The 21159-nt window shown below is 58.0% G+C and carries 21 protein-coding genes and 1 pseudogene; 9 read left to right on the top strand and 13 right to left on the bottom strand.

Annotated elements, in window-relative coordinates; genetic code table 11:
• Nucleotides 1-77: 77 nt before the first annotated feature.
• The 8 genes from RWJ89_RS24745 to RWJ89_RS24710 all read left to right on the top strand — a co-directional run bounded on the left by RWJ89_RS24745 (nucleotide 78) and on the right by RWJ89_RS24710 (nucleotide 9026).
• The gene (locus RWJ89_RS24745) at nucleotides 78-1763 is read left to right on the top strand and encodes a hypothetical protein (RefSeq protein ID WP_316031610.1); all 1686 of its coding nucleotides are present in this window, start codon (nucleotides 78-80) and stop codon (nucleotides 1761-1763) included.
• Between the two features lie 224 nt (nucleotides 1764-1987).
• Nucleotides 1988-2974, top strand: a complete 987-nt coding sequence (locus tag RWJ89_RS24740; protein WP_246764346.1) for a lysylphosphatidylglycerol synthase transmembrane domain-containing protein — start codon at nucleotides 1988-1990, stop codon at nucleotides 2972-2974.
• Nucleotides 2975-2976: 2 nt separating this feature from the next.
• Complete coding sequence (locus RWJ89_RS24735; RefSeq protein ID WP_316031609.1) at nucleotides 2977-4308, top strand: glycosyltransferase family 2 protein; 1332 nt, start codon at nucleotides 2977-2979, stop codon at nucleotides 4306-4308.
• Between the two features lie 2 nt (nucleotides 4309-4310).
• Nucleotides 4311-5093 (top strand): class I SAM-dependent methyltransferase, encoded by a 783-nt coding sequence (locus RWJ89_RS24730; RefSeq protein ID WP_316031608.1) that lies wholly within the window; start codon nucleotides 4311-4313, stop codon nucleotides 5091-5093.
• Nucleotides 5094-5095: 2 nt separating this feature from the next.
• Complete coding sequence (locus RWJ89_RS24725; protein WP_316031607.1) at nucleotides 5096-5845, top strand: FkbM family methyltransferase; 750 nt, start codon at nucleotides 5096-5098, stop codon at nucleotides 5843-5845.
• On the top strand, nucleotides 5832-6725 hold the full coding sequence (locus RWJ89_RS24720) for an FkbM family methyltransferase (RefSeq protein ID WP_246718123.1): 894 nt from the start codon (nucleotides 5832-5834) through the stop codon (nucleotides 6723-6725). Before RWJ89_RS24725 ends, RWJ89_RS24720 begins: the two co-directional genes overlap by 14 nt.
• Before the next feature lie 312 nt (nucleotides 6726-7037).
• Entirely contained in the window at nucleotides 7038-8045 is a 1008-nt protein-coding gene (locus RWJ89_RS24715) for a fatty acid desaturase family protein (protein ID WP_168304899.1), read from the top strand.
• Between the two features lie 216 nt (nucleotides 8046-8261).
• Nucleotides 8262-9026 (top strand): class I SAM-dependent methyltransferase, encoded by a 765-nt coding sequence (locus RWJ89_RS24710; RefSeq protein WP_316031606.1) that lies wholly within the window; start codon nucleotides 8262-8264, stop codon nucleotides 9024-9026.
• Between the two features lie 286 nt (nucleotides 9027-9312).
• On the opposite strand, the gene RWJ89_RS24705 is transcribed toward RWJ89_RS24710, so the two are convergent.
• From RWJ89_RS24705 to RWJ89_RS24645, 13 genes and pseudogenes are all read right to left on the bottom strand, one after another.
• Complete coding sequence (locus tag RWJ89_RS24705) at nucleotides 9313-10071, bottom strand: hypothetical protein (RefSeq protein WP_316031605.1); 759 nt, start codon at nucleotides 10069-10071, stop codon at nucleotides 9313-9315.
• 210 nt (nucleotides 10072-10281) lie between these two features.
• A complete protein-coding gene (locus tag RWJ89_RS24700) occupies nucleotides 10282-12222 on the bottom strand; it encodes a phage tail tip lysozyme (RefSeq protein WP_316031604.1) in 1941 nt (646 codons plus the stop codon).
• Nucleotides 12213-12415, bottom strand: a pseudogene (locus tag RWJ89_RS24695) (tail fiber domain-containing protein); the annotation flags it as partial. The pseudogene RWJ89_RS24695 and the gene RWJ89_RS24700, both read right to left, overlap by 10 nt.
• Complete coding sequence (locus RWJ89_RS24690; protein WP_025393669.1) at nucleotides 12403-12717, bottom strand: hypothetical protein; 315 nt, start codon at nucleotides 12715-12717, stop codon at nucleotides 12403-12405. The pseudogene RWJ89_RS24695 and the gene RWJ89_RS24690, both read right to left, overlap by 13 nt.
• Nucleotides 12717-13724 carry a tail fiber domain-containing protein gene (locus RWJ89_RS24685; RefSeq protein ID WP_316031603.1) on the bottom strand — a complete coding sequence of 336 codons (1008 nt, stop codon included), beginning with the start codon at nucleotides 13722-13724 and terminating at the stop codon, nucleotides 12717-12719. Before RWJ89_RS24685 ends, RWJ89_RS24690 begins: the two co-directional genes overlap by 1 nt.
• Complete coding sequence (locus RWJ89_RS24680; protein ID WP_316031602.1) at nucleotides 13690-14106, bottom strand: GNAT family N-acetyltransferase; 417 nt, start codon at nucleotides 14104-14106, stop codon at nucleotides 13690-13692. The genes RWJ89_RS24685 and RWJ89_RS24680 overlap by 35 nt, the downstream gene beginning before the upstream one ends.
• Nucleotides 14103-15926: a hypothetical protein gene (locus RWJ89_RS24675; RefSeq protein ID WP_316031601.1), complete on the bottom strand. Its 1824-nt coding sequence runs from the start codon at nucleotides 15924-15926 to the stop codon at nucleotides 14103-14105. Before RWJ89_RS24675 ends, RWJ89_RS24680 begins: the two co-directional genes overlap by 4 nt.
• Nucleotides 15923-16630 (bottom strand): phage adaptor protein, encoded by a 708-nt coding sequence (locus tag RWJ89_RS24670; protein WP_168283715.1) that lies wholly within the window; start codon nucleotides 16628-16630, stop codon nucleotides 15923-15925. Before RWJ89_RS24670 ends, RWJ89_RS24675 begins: the two co-directional genes overlap by 4 nt.
• A gap of 15 nt (nucleotides 16631-16645) precedes the next feature.
• Nucleotides 16646-17218, bottom strand: coding sequence for a hypothetical protein (locus RWJ89_RS24665; protein ID WP_221979679.1), 573 nt, complete (start codon nucleotides 17216-17218; stop codon nucleotides 16646-16648).
• A gap of 71 nt (nucleotides 17219-17289) precedes the next feature.
• Nucleotides 17290-18075, bottom strand: a complete 786-nt coding sequence (locus tag RWJ89_RS24660) for a hypothetical protein (RefSeq protein WP_316031600.1) — start codon at nucleotides 18073-18075, stop codon at nucleotides 17290-17292.
• Between the two features lie 22 nt (nucleotides 18076-18097).
• Entirely contained in the window at nucleotides 18098-19072 is a 975-nt protein-coding gene (locus tag RWJ89_RS24655; RefSeq protein ID WP_027664943.1) for a phage major capsid protein, read from the bottom strand.
• A gap of 15 nt (nucleotides 19073-19087) precedes the next feature.
• Nucleotides 19088-20188 carry a hypothetical protein gene (locus RWJ89_RS24650; protein ID WP_316031599.1) on the bottom strand — a complete coding sequence of 367 codons (1101 nt, stop codon included), beginning with the start codon at nucleotides 20186-20188 and terminating at the stop codon, nucleotides 19088-19090.
• A 62-nt stretch (nucleotides 20189-20250) separates the two neighbouring features.
• Nucleotides 20251-20562, bottom strand: a complete 312-nt coding sequence (locus RWJ89_RS24645) for a hypothetical protein (protein WP_316031598.1) — start codon at nucleotides 20560-20562, stop codon at nucleotides 20251-20253.
• Between the two features lie 182 nt (nucleotides 20563-20744).
• Between RWJ89_RS24645 and RWJ89_RS24640 the strand changes: the two genes are divergently transcribed.
• Nucleotides 20745-21128, top strand: a complete 384-nt coding sequence (locus RWJ89_RS24640) for a hypothetical protein (RefSeq protein WP_260110388.1) — start codon at nucleotides 20745-20747, stop codon at nucleotides 21126-21128.
• Nucleotides 21129-21159 lie beyond the last annotated feature (31 nt).

Here is a 21159-nt window from a genome sequence, read left to right as displayed (position 1 = left end):
GCTTACGACAGTGATTAATTTAGAAAACCGCTTCGCAAAGGCTCGATATCCGGAAGTTCTAGAGCGCAGGAGATGCGATGCGTGATCAGCTTCAAGCCAAACCGAAACTGAGCAGTTTGCTTTTGCTGACGATTGCTGTTCTCTCCACCCACTGGATGGCCTTCTTCAATGAAGGAATTTTTGCCGAGGATGCTGGTTTATTTCCGACGTTGATCTACAACGATTGGATCGCCATCGCGGACATGTTTTCTTCAGCAGGGGTGCATGTCTTTACGTATTATGTTTGGCCGATGGCCTTCGCCGGCAATGTTTTTTTCTTGAAATCCATTGTCATAGTCGGCGTCTACTTCATTGCGTTGCTCTCCTATCTCCTAGCGTCGAAGTCTGGATTTTTTTCGGAGCGAGAGTCTTTGGTGCTCGCAATATTCACGCAGTTGCTGCCGATCCCCACAATCACGGTTATTTTTACATATTCGATATACTTTACTGCCTATGCCCTTTTTCTGCTGGCTACGTATATGTTTCTGTCAATTGAATGGATGCGCGGAAGGAACCACTATCTCCTCCGCGCGCTGGCAATTTGCGTTTATTTCATTGCATTTACGCTCAACTCCTTGCTGGTGCTCTACGCCGCTGGTTTCGCGCTCGTCTATGCGGTGTGGCTGAAAAGGACAGGGCGTAGGGTTCGTCACGCGCGGGAATTGATCTCGACATTTTCGTCATTCTGCCTGGCTCGAGCGGATTTCACCGTTCTGCCCATCGTGTACTGGGCCTATAAGGTAATTCTCTATCAAAAATCAGGATTATACAGTAATTACAACAGCTTTACCCTGGATGTCGAAAGCATTGCAAAGAATTCCTATCAATTCGTTGTTAATGGAATAATCTTTCCTTTAGCGAAGAGTTTTGATGATTGGAATTCGTATCTTTACTTGGGAGCAGCGGTGTGTTCGATACTTTTTGTCGCGTGCTTTGCGTTCGTGAACAGGGGAGATGCTCGAAACGCACAAATAGATGAACGACGTGGCGACGGTTTCAAGATTATCGGCTTTGGGCTCTTTGCACTGCTATGTGGAACGCTCCCTTATATCCTTGTTGGAAAGAGCCCCGCACCTGGCGTATTGATGAGAAACGCGATGCTTATGCCGTTGCCACTATCCGTGGTGGGTATCGGTATATGGCGAGTTATCAAATTCAGATCGACAAGCCTTCGAAGCCAGAGCGTAGCTGTTGCGTTGTTTTTAGCACTTCTCAGCGTGTTTACCGGCCGGTGGTGGGAGAGTTACGCTGCATGGCAAGCGCGGGCAGCGAAGGATCTGGCTGTGTCTCAGTATCTCGCTGATCATCCTGAATGGTCTGCTTTTTCTGTTTATTGGATAGCCGACAAATTTCCGCTGTCTCCGGAAGTCTCAGAGTACGGATTTGCTGACTATACCTCCAAATTCCGCATGCTTTGGGGCGGACAGACCAGAATGGCCTTCACACCCGGGCACATTTCATTCTTCGGGATTGATACACAACCGGGCGTAAGACCCGTCCATTCCAAATTTCCCCATCGCATCGCATTCTTCTGCAATGCTTGGGCCAGCGCAAAAGATATTGATTTAAGTGGTCCCCAAGCGGAACTGGAAATTACAACCGCGCAAAGATCATGGAACAATGCTTCCATCGCATTTGGATATTTATATTTCCGCTTCATTGAACCCACCGGCCTGAGAGATTATCAGGCAAAACTTCTACAAGTAACGTTGCGGGCGCTTTGAGGATCATTCACGGAGAAAAGCGGGGGGAGGTTCAATTGGTTGTTGTCACGAGAGAGCAGCCACGGACTGAGATCAACCTCTGTCGCAACTGCAGCTCCTGTGAAAGGAAGAGGTCACGGGGTTGCCCCTGATTGTTGTGATATGTTAGGGGCAGCAACCCGAGTAGAGCGAAGACACTTGCGGCTTAGGGACGGCGCGGCTTCAAAAGAGAACATCAGAAGAACGTGATTACTGGCCTCTTCAATCATCAACGCCTGCAGATGCTCATAGCCTCGGCAATAAGCCTTGTCCTCCTGATCTTCTTGCTAAGGGCAGTGGATTGGGAGGAAGCTATCCGCATCTTCCGTAGCGGAATATCCGTGACTCCGCTTCTGTGGTTTATGCTTGTGACCTTCGGCATCGCTGTAGGTTATGCGGTGCGATGGAGACTGTTGCTGGACGGAAAGATCGGCTACGGGACGTCGCTCATGGCATCCCTACTCGGCCTCGGCGCCAACATGTTCCTTCCCGCGAGAGGTGGAGATCTTTTGCGCGTACATTACAGTCGTGTTGTCGCCACAGTCCCCTATGTCGATGCTTTTGGCAGGCTTCTGGTCGAAAAAGTCGTTGACTTGGCAACGATTCTCTCAGTGGGCATATTTTCTTTGGTCTTGGCGGGGCATACGCTGAATTCCGAATACCGAAATGTTCTTTTGGTTATAATGATTGGGGCCGTACTTGGGATTTTTCTATCAGCAATTCTAGTGAGGTATTTCGGCGATCGGCTCATCCCGGTATTGCGGCCGGTCTTCGGTGTTGTGCGACTGCAGGATTTCTTTGACCGTCACATCTCCAATTTCATTCGAAATTCGGCGCGAAGCCTATCTCTTTCCGTGACCTTCATTCCTGCCGCTCTGACGCTGATTTTGTGGCTTTCTGCATACGCGCTTGCATATATCTTCGTTGCCCGATTTGTCGGCGTCGCGCTGAGTTATCAAGAGTCGTTATTCGTATTGTTTGCTGGCGGATTGGGCCTGATGATCCCAGCTGCGCCATCCGGAGTCGGTACCTTTCATGCATCCGTCGTTTCGGCATTCGTACTACTAGGGCGTTCGCCCTCGGAGGGGTTGCTCCTGGCGACGGCCGTTCATTTTCTCTTTTTTGTGGTGTACGTCGTGCCTGCAGCCCTGATTCTGGGACATTGGCGCTTGAACCGCTTGGCGCCGAGGTAATTATGAGGAACTATTTCTATTCTCAATTGAGAAGGTACATCGGCCTCTTTGTCTTGGGCCAGAATTCCGTGGTCGAGATCGATCCGACGACGCCGCTGCTGATTGGTAAATTTCCTCAGGGCAAGGTAACTTTTCGCTCGAGAACGCAACCTGCAGAACCTGTGAATGAGTTTGACGAGCACAAGGTCGTCAAGATCGAAGACGTCACTGACACCAAACCTGATTACCTAGTCATCAGCGGGCTGATACATTACGAACGAGACATACAGAGCATGTTTGCTCAGGCACGTGCATTGTGTTCGCCTGAAACACGGCTTGTTCTTACCTATTACAGTAGCATGTGGCGGCCGCTTGCGACTCTCGCATCCAAGTTCGGTCTGCGCCGGCGGGTTCCTGAATCAAACTGGCTTGCCCATGAAGACGTCCAGAATCTTCTGACGCTTGAAGACTTCGAATTGATACGGCTGGACCAGAAGATCCTGATCCCGCTCTATATCCCGCTTATCAGCGGGTTCGTTAATCGCTGCCTTGCTCCTCTTCCGCTCCTTCGAACTCTCTGCCTTCTCAATATCGCGATTGCGAGGCCGGTTGGCTATGCTGCATCGAAGGCGGAGCCATCGGTCTCGATTGTAGTTCCAGCGCGAAACGAGGCGGGAAATATCGAAGATATTGTCAAGCGGTTGCCGGCTATGGGGCCGGATGACGAACTCATTTTTATCGAAGGCAATTCTACGGATTCGACTTGGAACGCTATCCAAGAAGTGCAGCAGCGCTACGGGGGCGAACGGACCATTCTGATTGCCCAACAGGAAGGCAAGGGAAAGGGCGACGCCGTCAGGAAAGGTTTCTCCATCGCCACAAAGGAAATCCTGATGATTCTTGACGCGGACATCACCGTTCCGCCCGAGGATTTGCCCAAATTCTACAATGCGATCAAGGACGGGAAAGGCGAATTCATTAACGGCACTCGCTTGGTCTATCCCATGGAAAAGGAAGCGATGCGCTTCTTCAACCTTCTGGGCAACAAGTTTTTCGCATTGGCTTTCTCCTTCGTTCTCGGCCAGAGGTACAAAGATACGCTATGCGGAACCAAGGTAATCAGCCGTTCGAACTATCTGAAGCTTCAGGCGAACAGATCCTACTTCGGTGATTTCGATCCTTTCGGCGATTTCGACTTGATCTTCGGTGCAGCGCGGATGGGCCTTAAGATCGTCGAGGTTCCGATCGGTTATCGCGAACGAGTCTATGGTGAGACAAACATCTCGCGTTGGCGCCACGGTGCCATTCTGTTGGCCATGCTGGTTTTTGCCGCAAGACGGATAAAGTTTCTCTGACGATGGAAATCGAAAGCGCTTTTTATGAGGCCGATCTTGCTCAAACGCTGGCAAATCGCGAGCGGCTGAGCGCAAATCCGAACCTGATGCACTGGTATGGTGAGCTCTACAAGGAGATGTTTCGGCAGGAACCGGATATCGCCTCGAAGACCGTTCTGGAAATCGGAAGCGGAACATCGCCCCTCAAGCGCTTCCTGCCGAATGTCATCACTTCCGATGTTCTGAAGCTGGACTATCTGGATATTGTCTTCGATTGCCACGAGATCGGCACGCTGCCTGATATCGCGGACCATAGCGTCGATGTGATTACCATGACCAATGTTCTGCATCACCTGAAGGACCCCCTCATGTTCCTGCGCGGTGCAACGCGCAAGCTCGCAAAAGGCGGCAGGCTATATGCGACGGAACCTTACCTGTCTTGGTTATCCTACCCGATGTATAAACTTCTGCATCATGAGCCGGTGGATCTCAGCATCCGCCGTCCGGTTCTGGATACCGTACAGGGGCCGCTTTCGACATCAAATCAGGCGATGCCGCATATGATCTTCTTTCAGCGGCCGGATTGGCTCGCTGAGCTTACGGATTGTTATAGCCTGGATAAGACAAGAATCAGCTATTTTACCTCGCTTTCCTATATGGCGACCGGCGGAATATCGAAGAAATTTCCTGTGCCTGGTTGGGCTTATAAGCCGTATTTCGAGCTCGACAGGGCAATGGGCAGAACGCTGCCTAAGATATTCGCCTCGTTCTTCACAGCCCGTCTCACATCACGAGACCAGGTGTAACGATGGTCCTGCTTCGCCTCGCCGATTGGCTCTACCGACATTGCTATCCCATTTACTATCCGCTCTACTCCCTGTGGAAGGCGGCCTCGGAACGACGTGAGCGCACGCTCATGCGTAACATGATTTCATCGGGCATGATCGTCGCGGATATCGGTGCAAACATCGGAATATACACCCGCATGTTCTCCGCGCTGACGGGAGCAACCGGCCATGTGCATGCCTTCGAGCCCGCACCGGCGAACTTCGAGAAGCTTGAAGCGACGGTAAACGGCTTGTCGAATGTATCGCTGCGGCACGCGGCGGTAGGAGCCGGCAACGGCACCATAAAACTGTATGTTTCGAACGAGCTGAACGTTGATCACCGGACATTCGATAGTGGCGACGGGCGAGCGAGCATCGACGTCCCGTTGGTGAAGCTGGATGATTATTTTTTGCCGGGACAGCGGGTCGATTTTATCAAGATCGATGTTCAGGGCTACGAGTTGAGCGTTCTGCAGGGTGCGGAGCGGGTTCTACGAGAAAATCGCGACATCAGGATATTCATGGAATTCTGGCCTTACGGCTTGTCGAAGGCGCTTGTGAACCCGTCCGAGCTGACGCAATTCCTGGAGATGCTAAATTTTGAGTTTCACAATATAGCCGATCCGCCAGGCACGACATTCGACTATGGAAGCCTCGATCCAAGTAACGCGGGCCAATACTGCAATCTGATTGTTGCAAGAAGAGCAACAGCTGAACATGAAATTAGTTAAAGGCGGCGTGATGACGATGTTATCCACCAGCAACAAAATCCTGATTGCTCGTTATCTATCCAATGCGGTCTTGTTCGTCCGCGGTTGCCTGGGCTTGCCTGCAGCCGTCGTAGCGAAGCGTCGCGGGATAAGCTGGTCGCTGGACTTGAGGGACGGCGTCGATTTCGCGATCTACCTCCTTGGCGGGTTCGAGGTGCGAACGCTCGATAGATATAGAGAGCTGATAAGGGACGGAGATATAGTCCTCGATATCGGTGCCAATGTCGGTTCTCACACCTTACCTTTGGCTCAGCTGGTGGGCGGAAAGGGCAAGGTGATCTCCTTCGAGCCCACGGCTCACGCATTTTCGAAACAGAAGACAAATATCTCGCTCAACCCGACGCTCGCCCAACGAATTGACCCTCACCAGATGATGCTGATGGCAAGTGCGTCCGAAACCATGCCAGACGCGGTCTATTCAAGCTGGCCGCTTGAAGTCGCAGACGATTTGCACAGCGAACATCATGGTCGTTTGATGTCGACGCAGGGCGCGCGGCTCGGTACCCTAGACGAAACCCTGCGGGATCTTGGGATCGACAAAGTTGATTTCATAAAACTAGACGTTGATGGCAATGAGCTTGAGGTTCTGAGTGGGGCGACGGCTACTCTTGAAAGATCCAAGCCGCGCATAATGCTTGAATTGGCGCCGTATGTTTATGCCGAGAATCCCGGAGACTTCGATCGATTGTTGAAGCTTCTCTGGGACTGTGGCTACCAAATTGGAGACGTGGCATCCGGTAGAAAACTGCCGGAAGACGCCAGCAAAGTACGCGCGATGATAGCTGATGGTGGTGGTATGAACGTGATGGCTGTCGACAAGAGTCAAAGGGATTCTAGGTAACATGTCTCAGCTGCCAATTGTTGCCATGCGTCCTTTCCTCAAGGTGGCGGTGGCTTTTAGTGCAGGATTTTTCCTCTCGGCAGGAGGCAGGCGATACGCAACGCGCTAACTCATTCCCACTTGGTTGCCATCTCAATTGTGGTGTATTAATCCGGCGCCGGACACCGCAAGCAAGCGATACAGCCGACGGGGTTCTTGGAGAAGCGTCTTTGTCGCGCGGTTTTGTCGTAAGATTAAGCAGTTTCGATATCGCCTTTGGGCTGGCGCTTGCAGATGCGGTTAAATCTTCAAAATCTGAGAATTGGTCACTGAATGGATGCGCAGTTCAATGAATGCATGAAGGTAGCAAGAAAGCTTGTCGACCCGAGTTTCCTTGAATCGTTGAAAAAGCCGCAACCGCGCGCGATCATCGTGGCGACCACGATGATCTGGCTTCAAATAGTTGTCTCCTGGTCGATCGCACTCCTCGGCCCTTGGTGGCTCCTATGGCTGCCATTCCTGATCAACTGCGCAGTAACCCAGGGCATGTTGCTCTGGGTTCACGAGGCATCGCATTTCCATCTCTACTCCGACCGCCGTAAGAACGATATTTGGTGCGACATGTTCTTTGCTGCGCCTGTCGGGATGTCGGTCGCCGCCTATCGATTGCGCCACATGAGCCACCATGCACATCTGGGTACAGAGAAGGATGCTGATGGCTATCCCTATCGCGAACCGATCAAGGGCTTTCGGGCGCTCGCCTGGGTCATGGTGAAGGCTTTGAGCGGGGGCATGGGTGTGTGGCTGGCGGCAGACAAATATGGTGGTTCGGCCCGAAAGCAGGCATCCGGGAACTCGCTGTCGCCTTCCTGGTTGGCGCCGATGGTGACGATCGTATTCAACGGCTTGCTATTTGCGCTCTGCATTGTGACCGGCCGCTGGTATCTTTACATTCTGCTATGGGGCTATCCCATCGCGGCGGTAGCGATCGCCCTGAATATCGTGCGCACCATTGCGGAGCATCAGCCTGAGGACTATCCAGTTTATAAGGACGGCCGGGAGCAGGCCATGATGCCGCTGGCTCGGACGACGGCGCCTAATTGGTTTGAAAAATGGCTTATGTACCAAGCAAATTTCAACTATCACATCGAACATCACCTATTCCCCGCCATTCCGCAGCACAATCTTGCAAAACTTCATAGGCACCTCTTCGAACGGGGGTTCTATGAGCATTTTCCGGGGTGCCTGCAGCGCAGCGGTTTTGCAAAATTCATCCGACTCTCGAGAAATCGTAAGAACGATGATTTCTCGGACTCGGTTCAAGATGCGTTGGCTCTCTAAAGTATTGTACGTCAAAAAATGAACTCTGAAGCGACAACTCAGATAAGATCAACCCCTACCACATGCAGCGGCTGTGGCAGTGAGAGCTGCACCGTTGTCGCTACCGGGCAGGACTATATATATCACGGCAGTGAAGACACCTTCAGATATGTCCGATGCGATAGTTGCGGTCATTTCTATCTCAATCCGAGACCCGACATCAGCCAGCTGTCTTTGATGTATCCAGCCAACTACGGCACCTTCTCGAACAGATTTCAAGGCCGGGCAAATTTTCTTGGTCGGATAAAGACCATCGTCAATCGAAAGCGCCTGAAGGGCGTTGTCGCGCATCTTCCTTTGGGGGGAACGGTGCTCGATGTGGGATGCGGCAACGGCGAGCTTTTGATCGCACTTCGTCAAGCGCGACCTGATCTTGAACTCTTCGGTCTGGATTGGCATTTCCCGGCTGAAACGCGCAGCACTTTGGAAAGACACGGAATAGGTGTTATCGAAGCGCCGCTTGAAGCTGCGGAATTGCCGGCACAACCCTTTGATTTCATCATCATGCTCCAGCTTATAGAGCATCTTTGGGAGCCGGAGGAGAGCTTGCGACGCCTCGTCCGTGCCTTGGCGAAGGATGGCCGGCTGTTGATCGAAACGCCTAACACTGACGGCTGGGACAGGCGGCTCTTCGCGGGCGGTGCGTGGGGCGGATATTATTTCCCGCGCCACTTGAACCTTTACAGTTTTGAGCGATTGGCTGAACTCCTGCGCAGAGTGGGGTTGGCCGTTGAATCTCAACGCAATCTTCCCGCTCCACTGATCTGGATTTACTCCCTCCAAGGAGCTGTGCAGGCGCGTTTCGGCTGGAAGAGCTCCTTGACGAAGATTTTCGGCGTCAAAAATTTACCTTTGATTGCTGCGTTTGCTTTTCTTGATATCGCCGCCATCGCGATGAGGTTAAAAACGTCAAACCAACAGGCAATATCGAGGAAGGTATAGCCGGCGATACTGGCCTCGTTTTTGCGAGGAGGCAAATCTGGTTCAGAATTCTCCGCGCATGCGAGGCCATTGGAGGTGTGTAGCGGAGGCGAGCGCATGAGCGGCTGTATTCCCACCGAATGAGCACTGCAGAGATCGGCCACCTCAAGATCGCGGACATGGCAACGCACCCGTCTCTTCAAAGGCGGGCACTCGAACCAGTTCGCTGTTGAGATCGGGCAGCGGGGGAAACGGTAGCTTCGAAAGAGTGCACCCGCTTTCCGCGTTCTTTTCTGACGTACGTAGGCTATCGCCTCTTAAATAAAAGGTCGGCTCCGTAAGCATCCGTTTTGCTGCCGGTGACGCCGCTATTGCGGCCGTCGAACCGGGCGATAAGATCGAAGCCCATTCGACCAGCTATCGCGGTCAACGACGCCTCTGAAATGGTCTGATGCGGGTAGCGGATATTGACGTCCTCGAACCCTTCAGGAATCGGCCCAGCGCCGTTGTCAAAGAGCCTGGATGACTGGACGCTGAATGCCTTCCGATTGGAGAAACAATTCCGCGCCAGATAAGCGTATCGTCCCGTCCTGCCGAGAGCATCACTCCATAGCCATTCAGGATCGGCCAGATATTGAAGCGTTCCGCTGCTAAAGAAGACATCGTATCCATCGGGCAGTTGATCAGAATACGATATTGAGGGGCGTAGCGCCCTCGATGCATCCGACATCGCCTTGGTCTCAACCACGGTGAACGACCACGATGGGAACCGCCTTTGCAGGACGGCGCACATCTCCCCGGCTGAACCGCCGAAATCAACAAACCGGCCAGAGGGCATGTCGAAGGTCTGGAGTAGTTCTTCTGGCGGCTTTGCGTAGGAATCCTCGTGGCCGACGATTTGCCGCGAGCGCGCCACCCTGAAAGCCGTGAGATCCCGCGACCCGTACTCTGCGCTGGCCGCTGCCGCGTGGGCCCAAGATCTATATCGCCTTTCCCGCGTATGCCACTGATGGGCGGCGACAATTGCAGACTTCGGTAATACCGCTTTGAGGAGCTTTTTGATCATGAGAGGCGTCTACAACTTTGCCCTTCAATTTGGAAGAGCCAACCGGTAGCCGAGGATAAGAGTACGGTCGACGACACAGACATGGTTTCCGGCTACGAGCGGCGCCGGTCCAGGGGTTTCTGGGCATTCACCTTCTCCGAAAAAAAGGCCCCGCGCATCGCGAGGCCATTGATGTGTGCTGCAAAATCTTAGGATTGTTTAGATGCGTTCCTACCAGAGGCCATTTTGCTGCCGAGCAAGTAGCGCACGTACGAGCGCGGCCGATTTGCCAAAGTCGGCCGGCGGCCCGTTCTGTCCGCGGCGATCGTCCTTCGCACCCCGCGGGTCAAGATCCGGTCTCGGGGTGGGAATGGGCACGTTGGCCGGCAGCGAACGGACGGCATGCGCGGCCGCCTTGGGCTGTGCCGCGATCGCCGCTTCAATCATGCTATCCGGATAAAGATCGCCCGATGTTCCCTGCTCCTGAGTAATGAGGGCGCGAAGGAATTTCTTTGCCATCACCGGGTCAGTCAGGCGAATATCGTCGTCAGGGCCGATGCCCATCGATCGCGCAATGTTGGCGGCCGCCGTAAAGGAGTCGGGCGTCCATCCCCCTTTTCCAGCGATGATCTGGTTCGGCGTCAGCATGCCTTTTCGATATTTCCTCATGACCTGCCAGAAATTGTGCTCCATGCCCGCTTCCGGCGTGGCATAGACGACTTGTGGATCGCCCTGGTCGGTGTTCTCGGAAGGGCCGATGATCCCTGGCCTTTGCTGGCCGACGTACTTGAGATTGGTGGGATTGTTGTTGCGCATGCCGGCCGGCAACTCGGCGCGACGAACGGGATCGGACAGAATGGTTTGAAGCTCTGCACCGTCGTTTGCGGATCCGGCAGCCCCGCCGCCAGCAGCCGGCGCCGCGGGCTGTTGGCGGCGTTCGTCGGTTGTCATCTCTGGGTCGAGATAGCCGGGTCTCAGCGAAGGCATGGGTCCATTGTCAGGCAGCGGAGCAAAGGCATCGTCGTCCGGCTGGTCGGCCGCCATCGGCTGGCCGCGGCGATAGTCGGTCGTCACCAGTGGATCGCGATAGGGCCTCGGGGTCGGAACGGGCGGGTTGGCAGGCGGCGCGAAGGGATCGGCAGCGCCTTCGGTCAGAAACTGCGGCAGGAGACTATTTGCTTGCTCGGTCCTGCGGGCCGCCTCGCCGCCGGGCTTGTCGTAGCCGGCAAATCGCCAGGCATTATTCATGAGACGCTGCGCTTCCTCGACCGAGGTTGCGGCGTTCAGCCTGGCGATCAGCCGGGGGTCCTCCTGCAGGAAGAACTCGGCCTGCGTCTGCGGGCTGATCGCGCCCGGCTTTTCACCTCTGGTGGCAGCAAAGTTATAGAGCTTTTGCAGGCGGGTATCGCGCCACGACATGATGCCGCCGGAGGTGCCTTGCTGCCCGCTCTGGCTCGGGTCGGACCAGGAGCTGTTGGCTCTCTTCGGCGAGAAGCTGCTTTCCGCCTGCCCCGTCGAGGCGATGGCGGCGAGCCCATAGGGATTCGAGACCTTGGTCTTCACCGTATGCATGAAGCCGTCATAGACATTGCCGTCGACGGGCTGGGCGGCTGATGCCGCGGGCGCGCGGTACGCCGGTCTCGGTGTCGGAATGGGTCCGCTGTCAGGCAGCGGAGCGAAGGGATCGTCGCCTGGCTGATCGGCCGCCATAGGCTGTTCCCGGCGATAATCCGTCGTGACCATCGGGTCGCGATAGGGCCTCGGCGTCGGAATGGGTCGGTTGTCGGGCAGCGGGGCAAAGAGACCGGCGCCCGGCTGCGCGGCCGGGCCCATGGGCTGTCCGCCGCGATCGTCCGTCGTCATCAGCGGGTCGAGATTGGGTCTTTGCGGCGGAACGGGCCCGTTGTCAGGCAGCGGAGCGAAGGGAAAGTCGCCTGGCTCGCCAGCTGGCGCCGCGCTACCGTCGCCGCTTGCCTGCTGCTCCTGCCGACGGATCGCCAGTCCACCCATGAGTGCCTGGACAAGACGCGCAGCCCCTTGCCAGGGGGATTGTACGGGACCCGACTCCATGCCCTGCTGCAGCATGGCGTAGGCCAGCTGCTTCCGCCGGTCGCTGATCTCGCCCTGCGTCTTGCCGGTATCGCCGCCTGATATGAATGACTTTAATGACATGAGCCCACTGCCCTTTCGTAATCGACGCCGTCGAAACCGTCTGTTCGAACACCGCGTTCGGATGAATCTTGCGCATATCGTCGGATATCAGGCCGATATTGGTCGGGCCGCCGTCCTTGCGCCTGAAGGCGTCTGCCGGCAGACCGTTGTTCAGCGGGCCGACGCGCCTGATGCTTTGCTTCAGCCGCCGATCCGGCGCACCGGGCCGCTGCCGAAGAGCAACGACAGGAAGCCGGGAGAGGCTGGCGCGGGGGTCGAAAGCGCAGCCGCCGGAGCGGCGGTCCCTGCGGCGCCATCCGCCTGCTGCTCCTGCCGCTGCTGGCGGATCGCCAAACCGCCGAGCCCGCCTTCGGCAAGCCGCGCGACCCCTTCCCACGGGGACTGGATTGGGCTCGTATCAGTGCCCTGCTGCAGCATGGCGTAAGCCAGCCGCTTGCGCTGGTCGCTAAGGTCGCCCTGCGTCTTGCGGGTATCGCCGCCGAATAAGAAGCCCATTACACCACCGCTTTTTCATAATCGACGCGATCAAACCCATCGGCATCTTCGAACACCGATTCCGGGTGAACCTCGCGCACATCGTCGGACATGAGACCAATCTGGGTGGGGCCGCCCTTCTTGTATCGGAAGGCATAAACCGGCAAGCCGTTATCAAGCGTGCCGACGCGCCTGATGTCCTCCTTCAGCCGTCGGTCAGATCCCATAGCCCAGCCGCCAAGCAGCGACGAGCCGAGTCCGAACAGACCGCCCATGGCGGCATTCGACTGGGCGAGCTGCTGATTGTAGAGACCCATCTTCTGATTGAAATTCTCGTTGATCAGCCCAGCCTGGTCGACAGTCGGCAGCTGCGTCGTCGGTGTGTTGACGTAGCTCGGCTGGTGGACTTGCGAGCCCGACATCAGCGCCGAAATCTCGTTCAGCGGCTGGTTTCGCTCGGTCAGGATCGAATTCTCAGCATTCGAATACATGTCGCCGAGATACTGGTCGGATGCGGCCTGCTTGCGCGTCGAAAAATCGCGCAGCGCGTTGTCATAGGCGGCCGAGCCCATCGGGATGCCCTTGTCGGCAAGGCTCTGGTCGAGGCTCGCCCGATCGCGGTCCCACTGGTTGTTGAAGCCGGACTGCCAGTGATCGTTGACATATTTGTCGACATTGCCGGCGCTGAGATCGACATTGGTGCCGAGCACGCCGGAGATCTTGCCTGTCTGGTCGTTGGCGAGCCTGGCAAGGCCGAGTTGGGTCTGCTGCGTCTGGTCGTAGATCGCCTGGTTCTCGGGCGAATAGGTCTGATAGGCCGAATAGGTCGGCAGCCGGTAGGTCTTGCCGTTCTGGTCGGTCATCGTCTGATAGCCGCTGACCTTGTATTCCAGCGAACCGTCCGGCGTGTACTGGTTGGTGTGGCTGAGCCCCGCATTGGCGATGGCGGTGTCGACGTTGGTGGCCGTCTGCGCCGCTGCGGTCTGTGTCGGATCAGGCGCCTTTGGGGCCTTCGGCGTGGAGACCATAGGGAAAATCCTCTTTCATGATTGCGTAAAGCAGCGCGTCGCAGTCGCCGAAATAGGCCTGCTGGCGGCCTTCCAGGCGTGCGCCCAGTCTTGCCAGAACCTTCTGGGATTCGGCATTGTCGGCGCGGGTCCTTGCGGTTGCCCGGCGGCAGCCGAGCTGATGCACGACATAGCGAAAGACCGATCGCATCAGCGTCAGCGTCAGCCGGTCGGCGGCAAGCGAGACCTCGACGTCATGCTCGGTCCAGACGTTGAAGACGAAGCCGGCGATGATCCGGCCGCGGTCGATATGGGCAAGCGTGGTGTAAGGTGGATGGAAGCTCACGCCGATCCTGTTGCCGACCCAGGCCGCAATCTGCTCGCGCGGTTCGCAGACGATCAAATCGGCGCGCCCTTTTCGTAAAGCACCGAGCCGCCGACCACGGCCGCTTCCGAGACGGAGCCGGACGAGCCCGAGATCAGCGCCCGGATCGTCGGTGCCAAGGCCGAACCGGCGCCGCCGGCGGAGGCGAATTTGCGCACAAGCGAGATACCCGGGAATTTCGACACGCCCCAGACCGCCGTTCCCCACTTTGCCGCCGTATTGTTCTCGATCGACGACAGAAGTGCGTTGGGAATCTTGGTCTGGTAGTCGACCGAAATCCCCGCATACATCAGCGTGGAAACCCCGATCTGCGCCGTCACTCCGATCAGCTTCGAGAGCTTGGTCGAGAGCCCGTCGCCATAGCGGCTCCATGCGCCGACCATCAGCGCATCGATCGCCACGCCATTGTCGTTGGCGCCGACTTCGGCCTCATAAACCGTGCCGTCGCCCGCCCCGAAGAACAGCCGGTCCTGCCATGTCGTCCAGCAGGAGGCGGGCATGCCGACGAAGCGGCACCAGGCCCCGGTTTCGGTATTCATCACATATTGATAGGGTCCGAAGGAGGACGGCAGATTGACGATCGCCATCTGCCGCGCCGGGAAGCTCGAAAGCTGCCACTCCTCAGAGGTCGTGCCGGTCGCCGCAACGGTCTCGCGCCAGGTCGGGCCGATCTTGGCGGTGATCGCCCCGAGGCTGGTCGCACCCCGGTCAAGCTGCACGGCCTTGGTGATCGGCACGATGCCATCAGTCGTCATGATCGCGAGATCTGCGCCGACCGACAGCAGGCATCGATCGGTACCGAGCGGCCGGCCGAGCTTGAAGGTGCCGATCAGCCCCCAATTGGAAGCACTCGAAGGATCGGACCCCTGGAAGACGATCACCTCGCCTTCCGAGGAGATCAGCACCAGGCACTGCTGCAGGCCCGTCGAAACCGGGATGGTCCAGACGTTGATCGCAATCAGCGTGCCGCCATATTTCATGTTGCCGCCGACCGGCAGCACCGTCGCCGTGCCGCTGACGGCATCGGTGGCGAGATACCAGACATTGGTCGAATTCTTCTCGATGAACCAGAGACGCGAGCGATAGGCGGTGACGGCGATCAGCAGCGAGGCGTCCGGAATGCCTGATATCATCGTTGAGGGAACGTAAGGGGTCGCGACCGCGCTCGTCTCCAGCTGCGCATTGGTGACCGTTCCAGAGACGGTGACGACAAGCGTGCCGGCCGCCGGCGTGAAGGTCAGCGACACCCGGTTGGCGACGCCCGTTCCATCAAGCGTGCCGGCGAAGGCGCCGGAAAGGGTGACGGAGCCGGTGCCGAAGAAGCTCAGCGTATAGGACGTGTTCCTGACGGCGACGTTCTGGGTGGCGAGTGTGGCCGTGCCCACCAGAAAATTATTCGTCCAGGCAGTGCCGTTGAAGAGCAGCGGCGTGTCGAGGCCGTTGACCAGGCGCAAAAACTCCTGGCCGGCCGGGTTGGTATATTGCTGCACCGACCAATGGGCGCTCGCCATGCCGGAGACGACGGGCGCAGCGACAGCGCCGCCCGCCGTCACGTCGAAGATCTTGTCTCCGGCCGCGGCAAACAGCCGGTTGCCGACGCCGGAATAGGGAATGACCGTCTGCACGTCGGCGCCAAGGCCGGTGGCGAAAGCGAGGAATCCATAGCGGGCGCGCACCCGGTTTGCCTCGGGAAAGAAATTGTCGAGCTGAAACGCCGCATCTTCAGGCATATCCGCCATCTCGACATCGGTTCGCCAGCCGCCGATCGGCGCGATCCAGTCTTTGCCGGGCGAAACGCGGCGGGTGCGCCCGTTTTGAGGGACAGGTCTGCGGGTCATGGGTTGGACACCGTGATCGTGCCGGGCCAGTAATTTTCAGGCGCCTGCCCCCTCGCCGGCAGCGAGAGGTCGACGGGCGCTGCCGCCCGATCGGCGCCGATCGTGGCTTCCTTGGATCGCTCGAAACTGGCGATCTCCTCGCCATAGTCGAGACCCTTGGCCCGCTTCCAGCGCCAGATCAGCGAAAGTTCGAGAAGGTCTTCGGGGAAACGGGCGGTATCGGTATCGTTCGCCCAATTGGCGGCATAGGTCGCCTCGCCATTCAGCGCCACCCAGAAGCCGGAAATATACTCATAAGCCATCGTCTCGCCGGCAGCGTTCGGATGGATATCGAGCTTACCGCCAGCCATGCGCCAGATCTGCGGCACCGGGTTCGAGTTGATGATCCTGTTACGCTGCCAGGTCTGCGGCTCCACCGGGCCGTTGAGCTGCCAGAGGCGCGAGGCATTCCAGATCTTCGAATTGGCGGCGAAGCGGTCCCAGTCGGCGGGCGGCTCGGCCGGCTCCGGGTTGGCGCCCGTCGTTGCGAATTGCCGCTGCACCATCAGCGCCGACCAGTCATGCTCGCGCATCAGGTCGCGGCCGGCGCGGGTGGAGAGGATGCGCAGCTGCATGATCTGCGGATCCGCCGAAGACATGACGGCCGTCGGCGGATCGAGGTCGATTTCCGCGCAGACATTCTGAATGATGGTCAGTAGCGACATGCGCGGATCTCCGGTTCAGGCGGCAACGTGGCCGCGGGACTTGGTCCCGGTTTGACGTTCGCTTTCCAGCGCCTCGAAGCGCAAGGCCATCTCCTTCATCTGCTCCTGCAGCCGCGTCACCTCGTCCTTCAGCCGCTCGTTTTCGGCGGCAAAGGCCGAGGCAGCACTCGTGTTTTCAGCAGTGGCGAGATAGGCGCGGGCGGCCGCGACGAGTTCGTTCGCACCCATGCCGATCTTCTGCTTGCTGGTATCGGAGAGTGCTGAGAGCTGCTCGACGGTATAGATATTGACCGCCTCCAGCTCCTTGATCTGGCTGGGCTTCAGATAGGGCCATTGCGCCAGCGGCGTGCCGGTCAGCTGCTCGCGGGCGGCAGCCCCTTCCTTGAAACGCTTATAGGCATCGGAAAAGCGCTGTTTGTCGTTCTCGGTCACCTCGCGATAGACTTCGGTGTGTTTATCGCCGGAGATGAAGATGCGGACGAATTCCTTGTCAGCGAAGATCGGCCGGCCTTCCTTCTCCGTCAGAAAAGTCTGCTCGACCGGTTCGAGGCTGAAGGAGGCATAAATTCCGGTGCTGTTGTCGGGCATGGTGCGTGTCTCGCTGTTGATGGCGGGGGGAATGAGGAACGGGCGCCGCAGCGCCCGTTGGTTGACGTGGCTTAATTCACCTTCGACAGGAACGGACGCATCAGCGTCGCCTCGAGCACGCCCGTTGCGGTGACCGTAATGCCCGTGCCATTGGCGGTGGCGTTGGCCGAGAGTGTGATGCTCTGGACGACGCCGCTCGGGCTGTAGGTGATGCCCGAGATCGTCGTTCCGCCGGCGATGCCGGTGCCCGAGACAGCCGCACCGATGAACGGGCCGGAACCGGCGTTGAGGCCGGAAAGGCTCGTCAGCAGGTTGGAGCCGTTGACCGTGGTTGCAGTGAACGTCTGGTTGGCCGCCGCGAAGTTGACGTTGGCGATGGCCTTGGTGGTTGCCGTGGCGGATGCCGGGGCGCTCGCCTGGCCTGCCGTGGTGGTGGTTTCGGCAGTGACGAGGGCCGCCGTTGCGGTTGCCACCAATGCCGGCGCCTGACCGTTGCGCTGCAGCCAGACGTAATAGGTGCCGGGTGCAAGGGTGATGGCACCGACCGGGCCGCCGGTCAGGGTCGGAGGCTGGGCGGCGCCGGAAAAGACGCCGCAGCGCTGGCCGACGACGGCGGCTGCCGTGGTCAGCAGCGAAGCGACATAATCCCTGGTCCACTGGAACCACTGGCCGGGCTGAAGGGTCGTCTGCGAGGCCAGCACCAGCTGGCAATAGACCCATTCGGATTCGCGGTCCCCGCCGGCAACAGCGCCGAGGGAGAAGTTCGGGCCCGGAATACCGGAGCCGGAAACGATCGGGCCTTCGACGACGAACGGGTTCGCGCCAAGACGATCGGACTGGATTGAAGCGATCGACATTTGCTTTTCCTTTCGTTGACGATCAGGCGAACAACACGCCCTGCAGGAAGGCGTTGTTCATGGTGAGGTTGCCGGCGAAGCCCATGAGCTGCACGAAGGCATCCTGGTTGGTGTTCATGCGCTCATCGCCGATCGGCGCCATGTCGCGGTCGCGGTGCGGGCGATAAAACAGGTACTTGGTGTTCAGGAAGAACATCTGATTGAGCGGCGCACCGCCGCCGAAGCCGCCGTCGAAGATCACGTCGGCGCCCATGTACTGGAGCGACTGGAAGCCGGCCATGCCCTTGTCCGCCGAGGTGATGCGCTGGATTGCCTGCAGCGATTCCCAGTAGAGGCGGAAGAAGTTGTTGTCGGCGACAACGAGATCAGGCGCGTCGGAGCCGCGAACGCAGGACATGTAGAGCCGGTTCATGTAGCTCTGGATGTTGGCATTCGAGGCGGCCGCACCGCCATCGGCCGAGGCCGAGAATTTCTGGTTGCGCCAAAAACCCCAGGTGGCGCGCGAGATGCCGCCGACGGTGCCCGAGGTCGGAGAGGTCGAGATCAACAGCTGCAGGCCGCCGATCTGACGCCCGCCATCGGCCGTGCCATCGGAATAGCAGTCGAGCGCGATATTGTTCTTCAGCGTCGTTTCGGCGTTTTCGATGCGCTGCTCGAGCAGATCGAGGATCGCATCCTCGCCGGAATTCTGCAGCTGTTCGAGGCCGGACATCGAGACGGCGACCGCGGCCTGCTTGAGATCGTATTCGGCAGCGGTGATGACGTCGGAAGGCTGGACGTTGAGGATATCGTAACCGGAATAGCGCTTGAAGCTGCCATTTTCTTGATATTGCAGTTCCTGGACGATGGTGCGGCCGCCGGAGATGGGCTTCTTGCGGCCGCGGCTGTTCAGACGGGTGAGAAGACCGTTGTTCTTCGTCACGTCGTCGGCGACCGTGCCGCTGCGGTTGCGCAGCGTCGTGGTCACGATTTCAGAAAGGTTGGGCGAGATGGGCATTGATCATTCCTTTGATCAGACTTGACCGCGCGAAAAACGCATGGCGTCGCGCAGCGAGTCTCGGATTGAGGTGGGCTGGCCTCTTGCCGCGTCGCGGGTCGGGCCCGGTGCGGAAGATCCAGAGATGGATCGCGAGGCGCGGCGGGCTTGATCTGCCGCTGCTGCCCTCTGGGCTTGCTGTTCTCGGACGGGGGCCTGCGCAGTCTGGCTGATCAACTGCCGGCGAATGTCCGGGCGCATCCAGCATGCGGCGTCGTAGGCGTCCTGAAGCGACGATGCCCGCCCTGCATTGATAAGGGCAATCATGTCATCAAGCACGTCATCGGCGTGCGCATTTGCCGGGTCGGAAAGGAAGGCATCGACTTGAGTTTCGGTGTCCCTTTTCCGGAGAACGTGTTCGACCGTCGCCTCGACGTTGACGTGTCGCGGCTGCGGTCCTCCTTGCTGTAGTCCGGGCTGTAGTCCGGCCTGCTGCGAACTCCGCTGCAGGACGTGATCCATCTGGCCATTGACCAGGGCATGAAGATTGACCCCGGCCATCCTGGCGACGTGAACGACGGTGTTGACGGGATCGTGGATGAGCGCCTTTTCCCAATCGATCGCCCGGCGCATGACATCGGCATGGGTCATGCCGGCCTGACGGATGAGCGGCGTGAACTCCTCGAGCCCCTTGTAATCCTGCAGGACGCGAAAGCCGTTATCGACCTCCTGTTCCCGCTTGGTAATGGCCGCCTGCACTTCGCCTGGAAGGCTTGCGAATTGCGCCTTGGCTTCCGCCGACCAGCCGGGCGGAACCCGGCTGCCGACGCTTGCCGGCTGTTCACCGGTCTGCATCTGGGTCTGTGCTTGGGGCGTCTGTTGAGCGGCGTTTGCCGCAGGCGGCTGCCCCGCCCTCGCCGCGGCTGCCGCCTGCTCCTGCCCCTTGGCCAGGAAGCGGCCGTTTTCCCCGTCGCGCGGCTGGCCGGCGATATCGCCCGGTGCATTGCCTTCGACAGTGTCGATCGCCGCCTTCAGGCTGTCGCGGATGCTGCCTGGCCTGTCATTCAGGGGCTTGTCGTCGAACGCGCTAAAATCTTCGCTGCCGTTGCCGGCCTCGTTCAGGTCTTCCATGTCCATGTCGGAAACTTCCTTTGTCGGGGATTGATGCCCGTAAAAACAAAAGGTTGGAGAGGTTTGTTCTAGGCGTTGTATTCGGCGTAAACCCGCCGCAGTTCCTTGCGGATCTCGTTGCGATCTGTCTTCGGCCTTTCGACCGGCCGCGGCTTTTCGTTGCCAATCTCGACCACGCCGGCCGATCGGTAGGCGGAGCGCAGCTTGGCTTTCGAGGTATAATGCCTGCCGTCGTGCATCGACTGGATGTCGATGCAGTCGCTGACGAAATGCGGCGCCGGCAGATCGGATTGCGCCGGGTTCTTCACCGGCATGCAGTTGTGCGGCCATTTGTCGAGCGCGTGCCAGCCGCCGCAGACGCGGCAATAGCGTTCTCTCATGTTCGATCCTATCGATCTATAAACCTGGTCGTGCGGCTGACATAAGTCCCAATAACGTCCTCGAATTACTGGAAGGGCTGTCAAGACGTACTCGCGAACCAATTTCTGTGAAAATTTCGGGATTTACACCGCCGCCCGCGAATCACCTATATTAGAATCTCCGATTAGAAGGAGATGCGGATATGCCTATGGCGCTCGGACTTGGGCTCGGGATTTCGTTCGTGCAGAACTCTGTGGGGAAGCCAGTCGCAGATACTCTTTGCCAGGCGATCGCTACCCAGGTGATGATAACGGCGATTTACGATGGCGTAGCGATCACGTTTGCTCCGTTGATCGTCTATGAACTTGAAGGCGTTTCGTACGTGGACGGCATTCTTGAAGAAGACTTGCCTGCACTTGGCAATCGTCCGCCAGCAATCACGTCCCTCGAAGTTTCAGCCCTTTCGGCTGTAAGCCCTACGCAGACAGCCTTTACTATTCACCCACGTATTGTCCCACTCCTCAGGCGTTACCAAAACGTCAAGTGCGTCGTCAGCGCGATCCAGAGCGGACAGGATTTGGGTTAGACGCATCTTGGCTTGTTCGTAGCCTTTAAGC

This window comes from Rhizobium sp. 10PS4 (assembly GCF_032464805.1).
GTDB lineage: Bacteria > Pseudomonadota > Alphaproteobacteria > Rhizobiales > Rhizobiaceae > Rhizobium > Rhizobium laguerreae.
The sequence above is the reverse complement of the archived record's forward strand: the minus strand, read 5'-3'. Positions and strand labels throughout refer to the sequence as shown.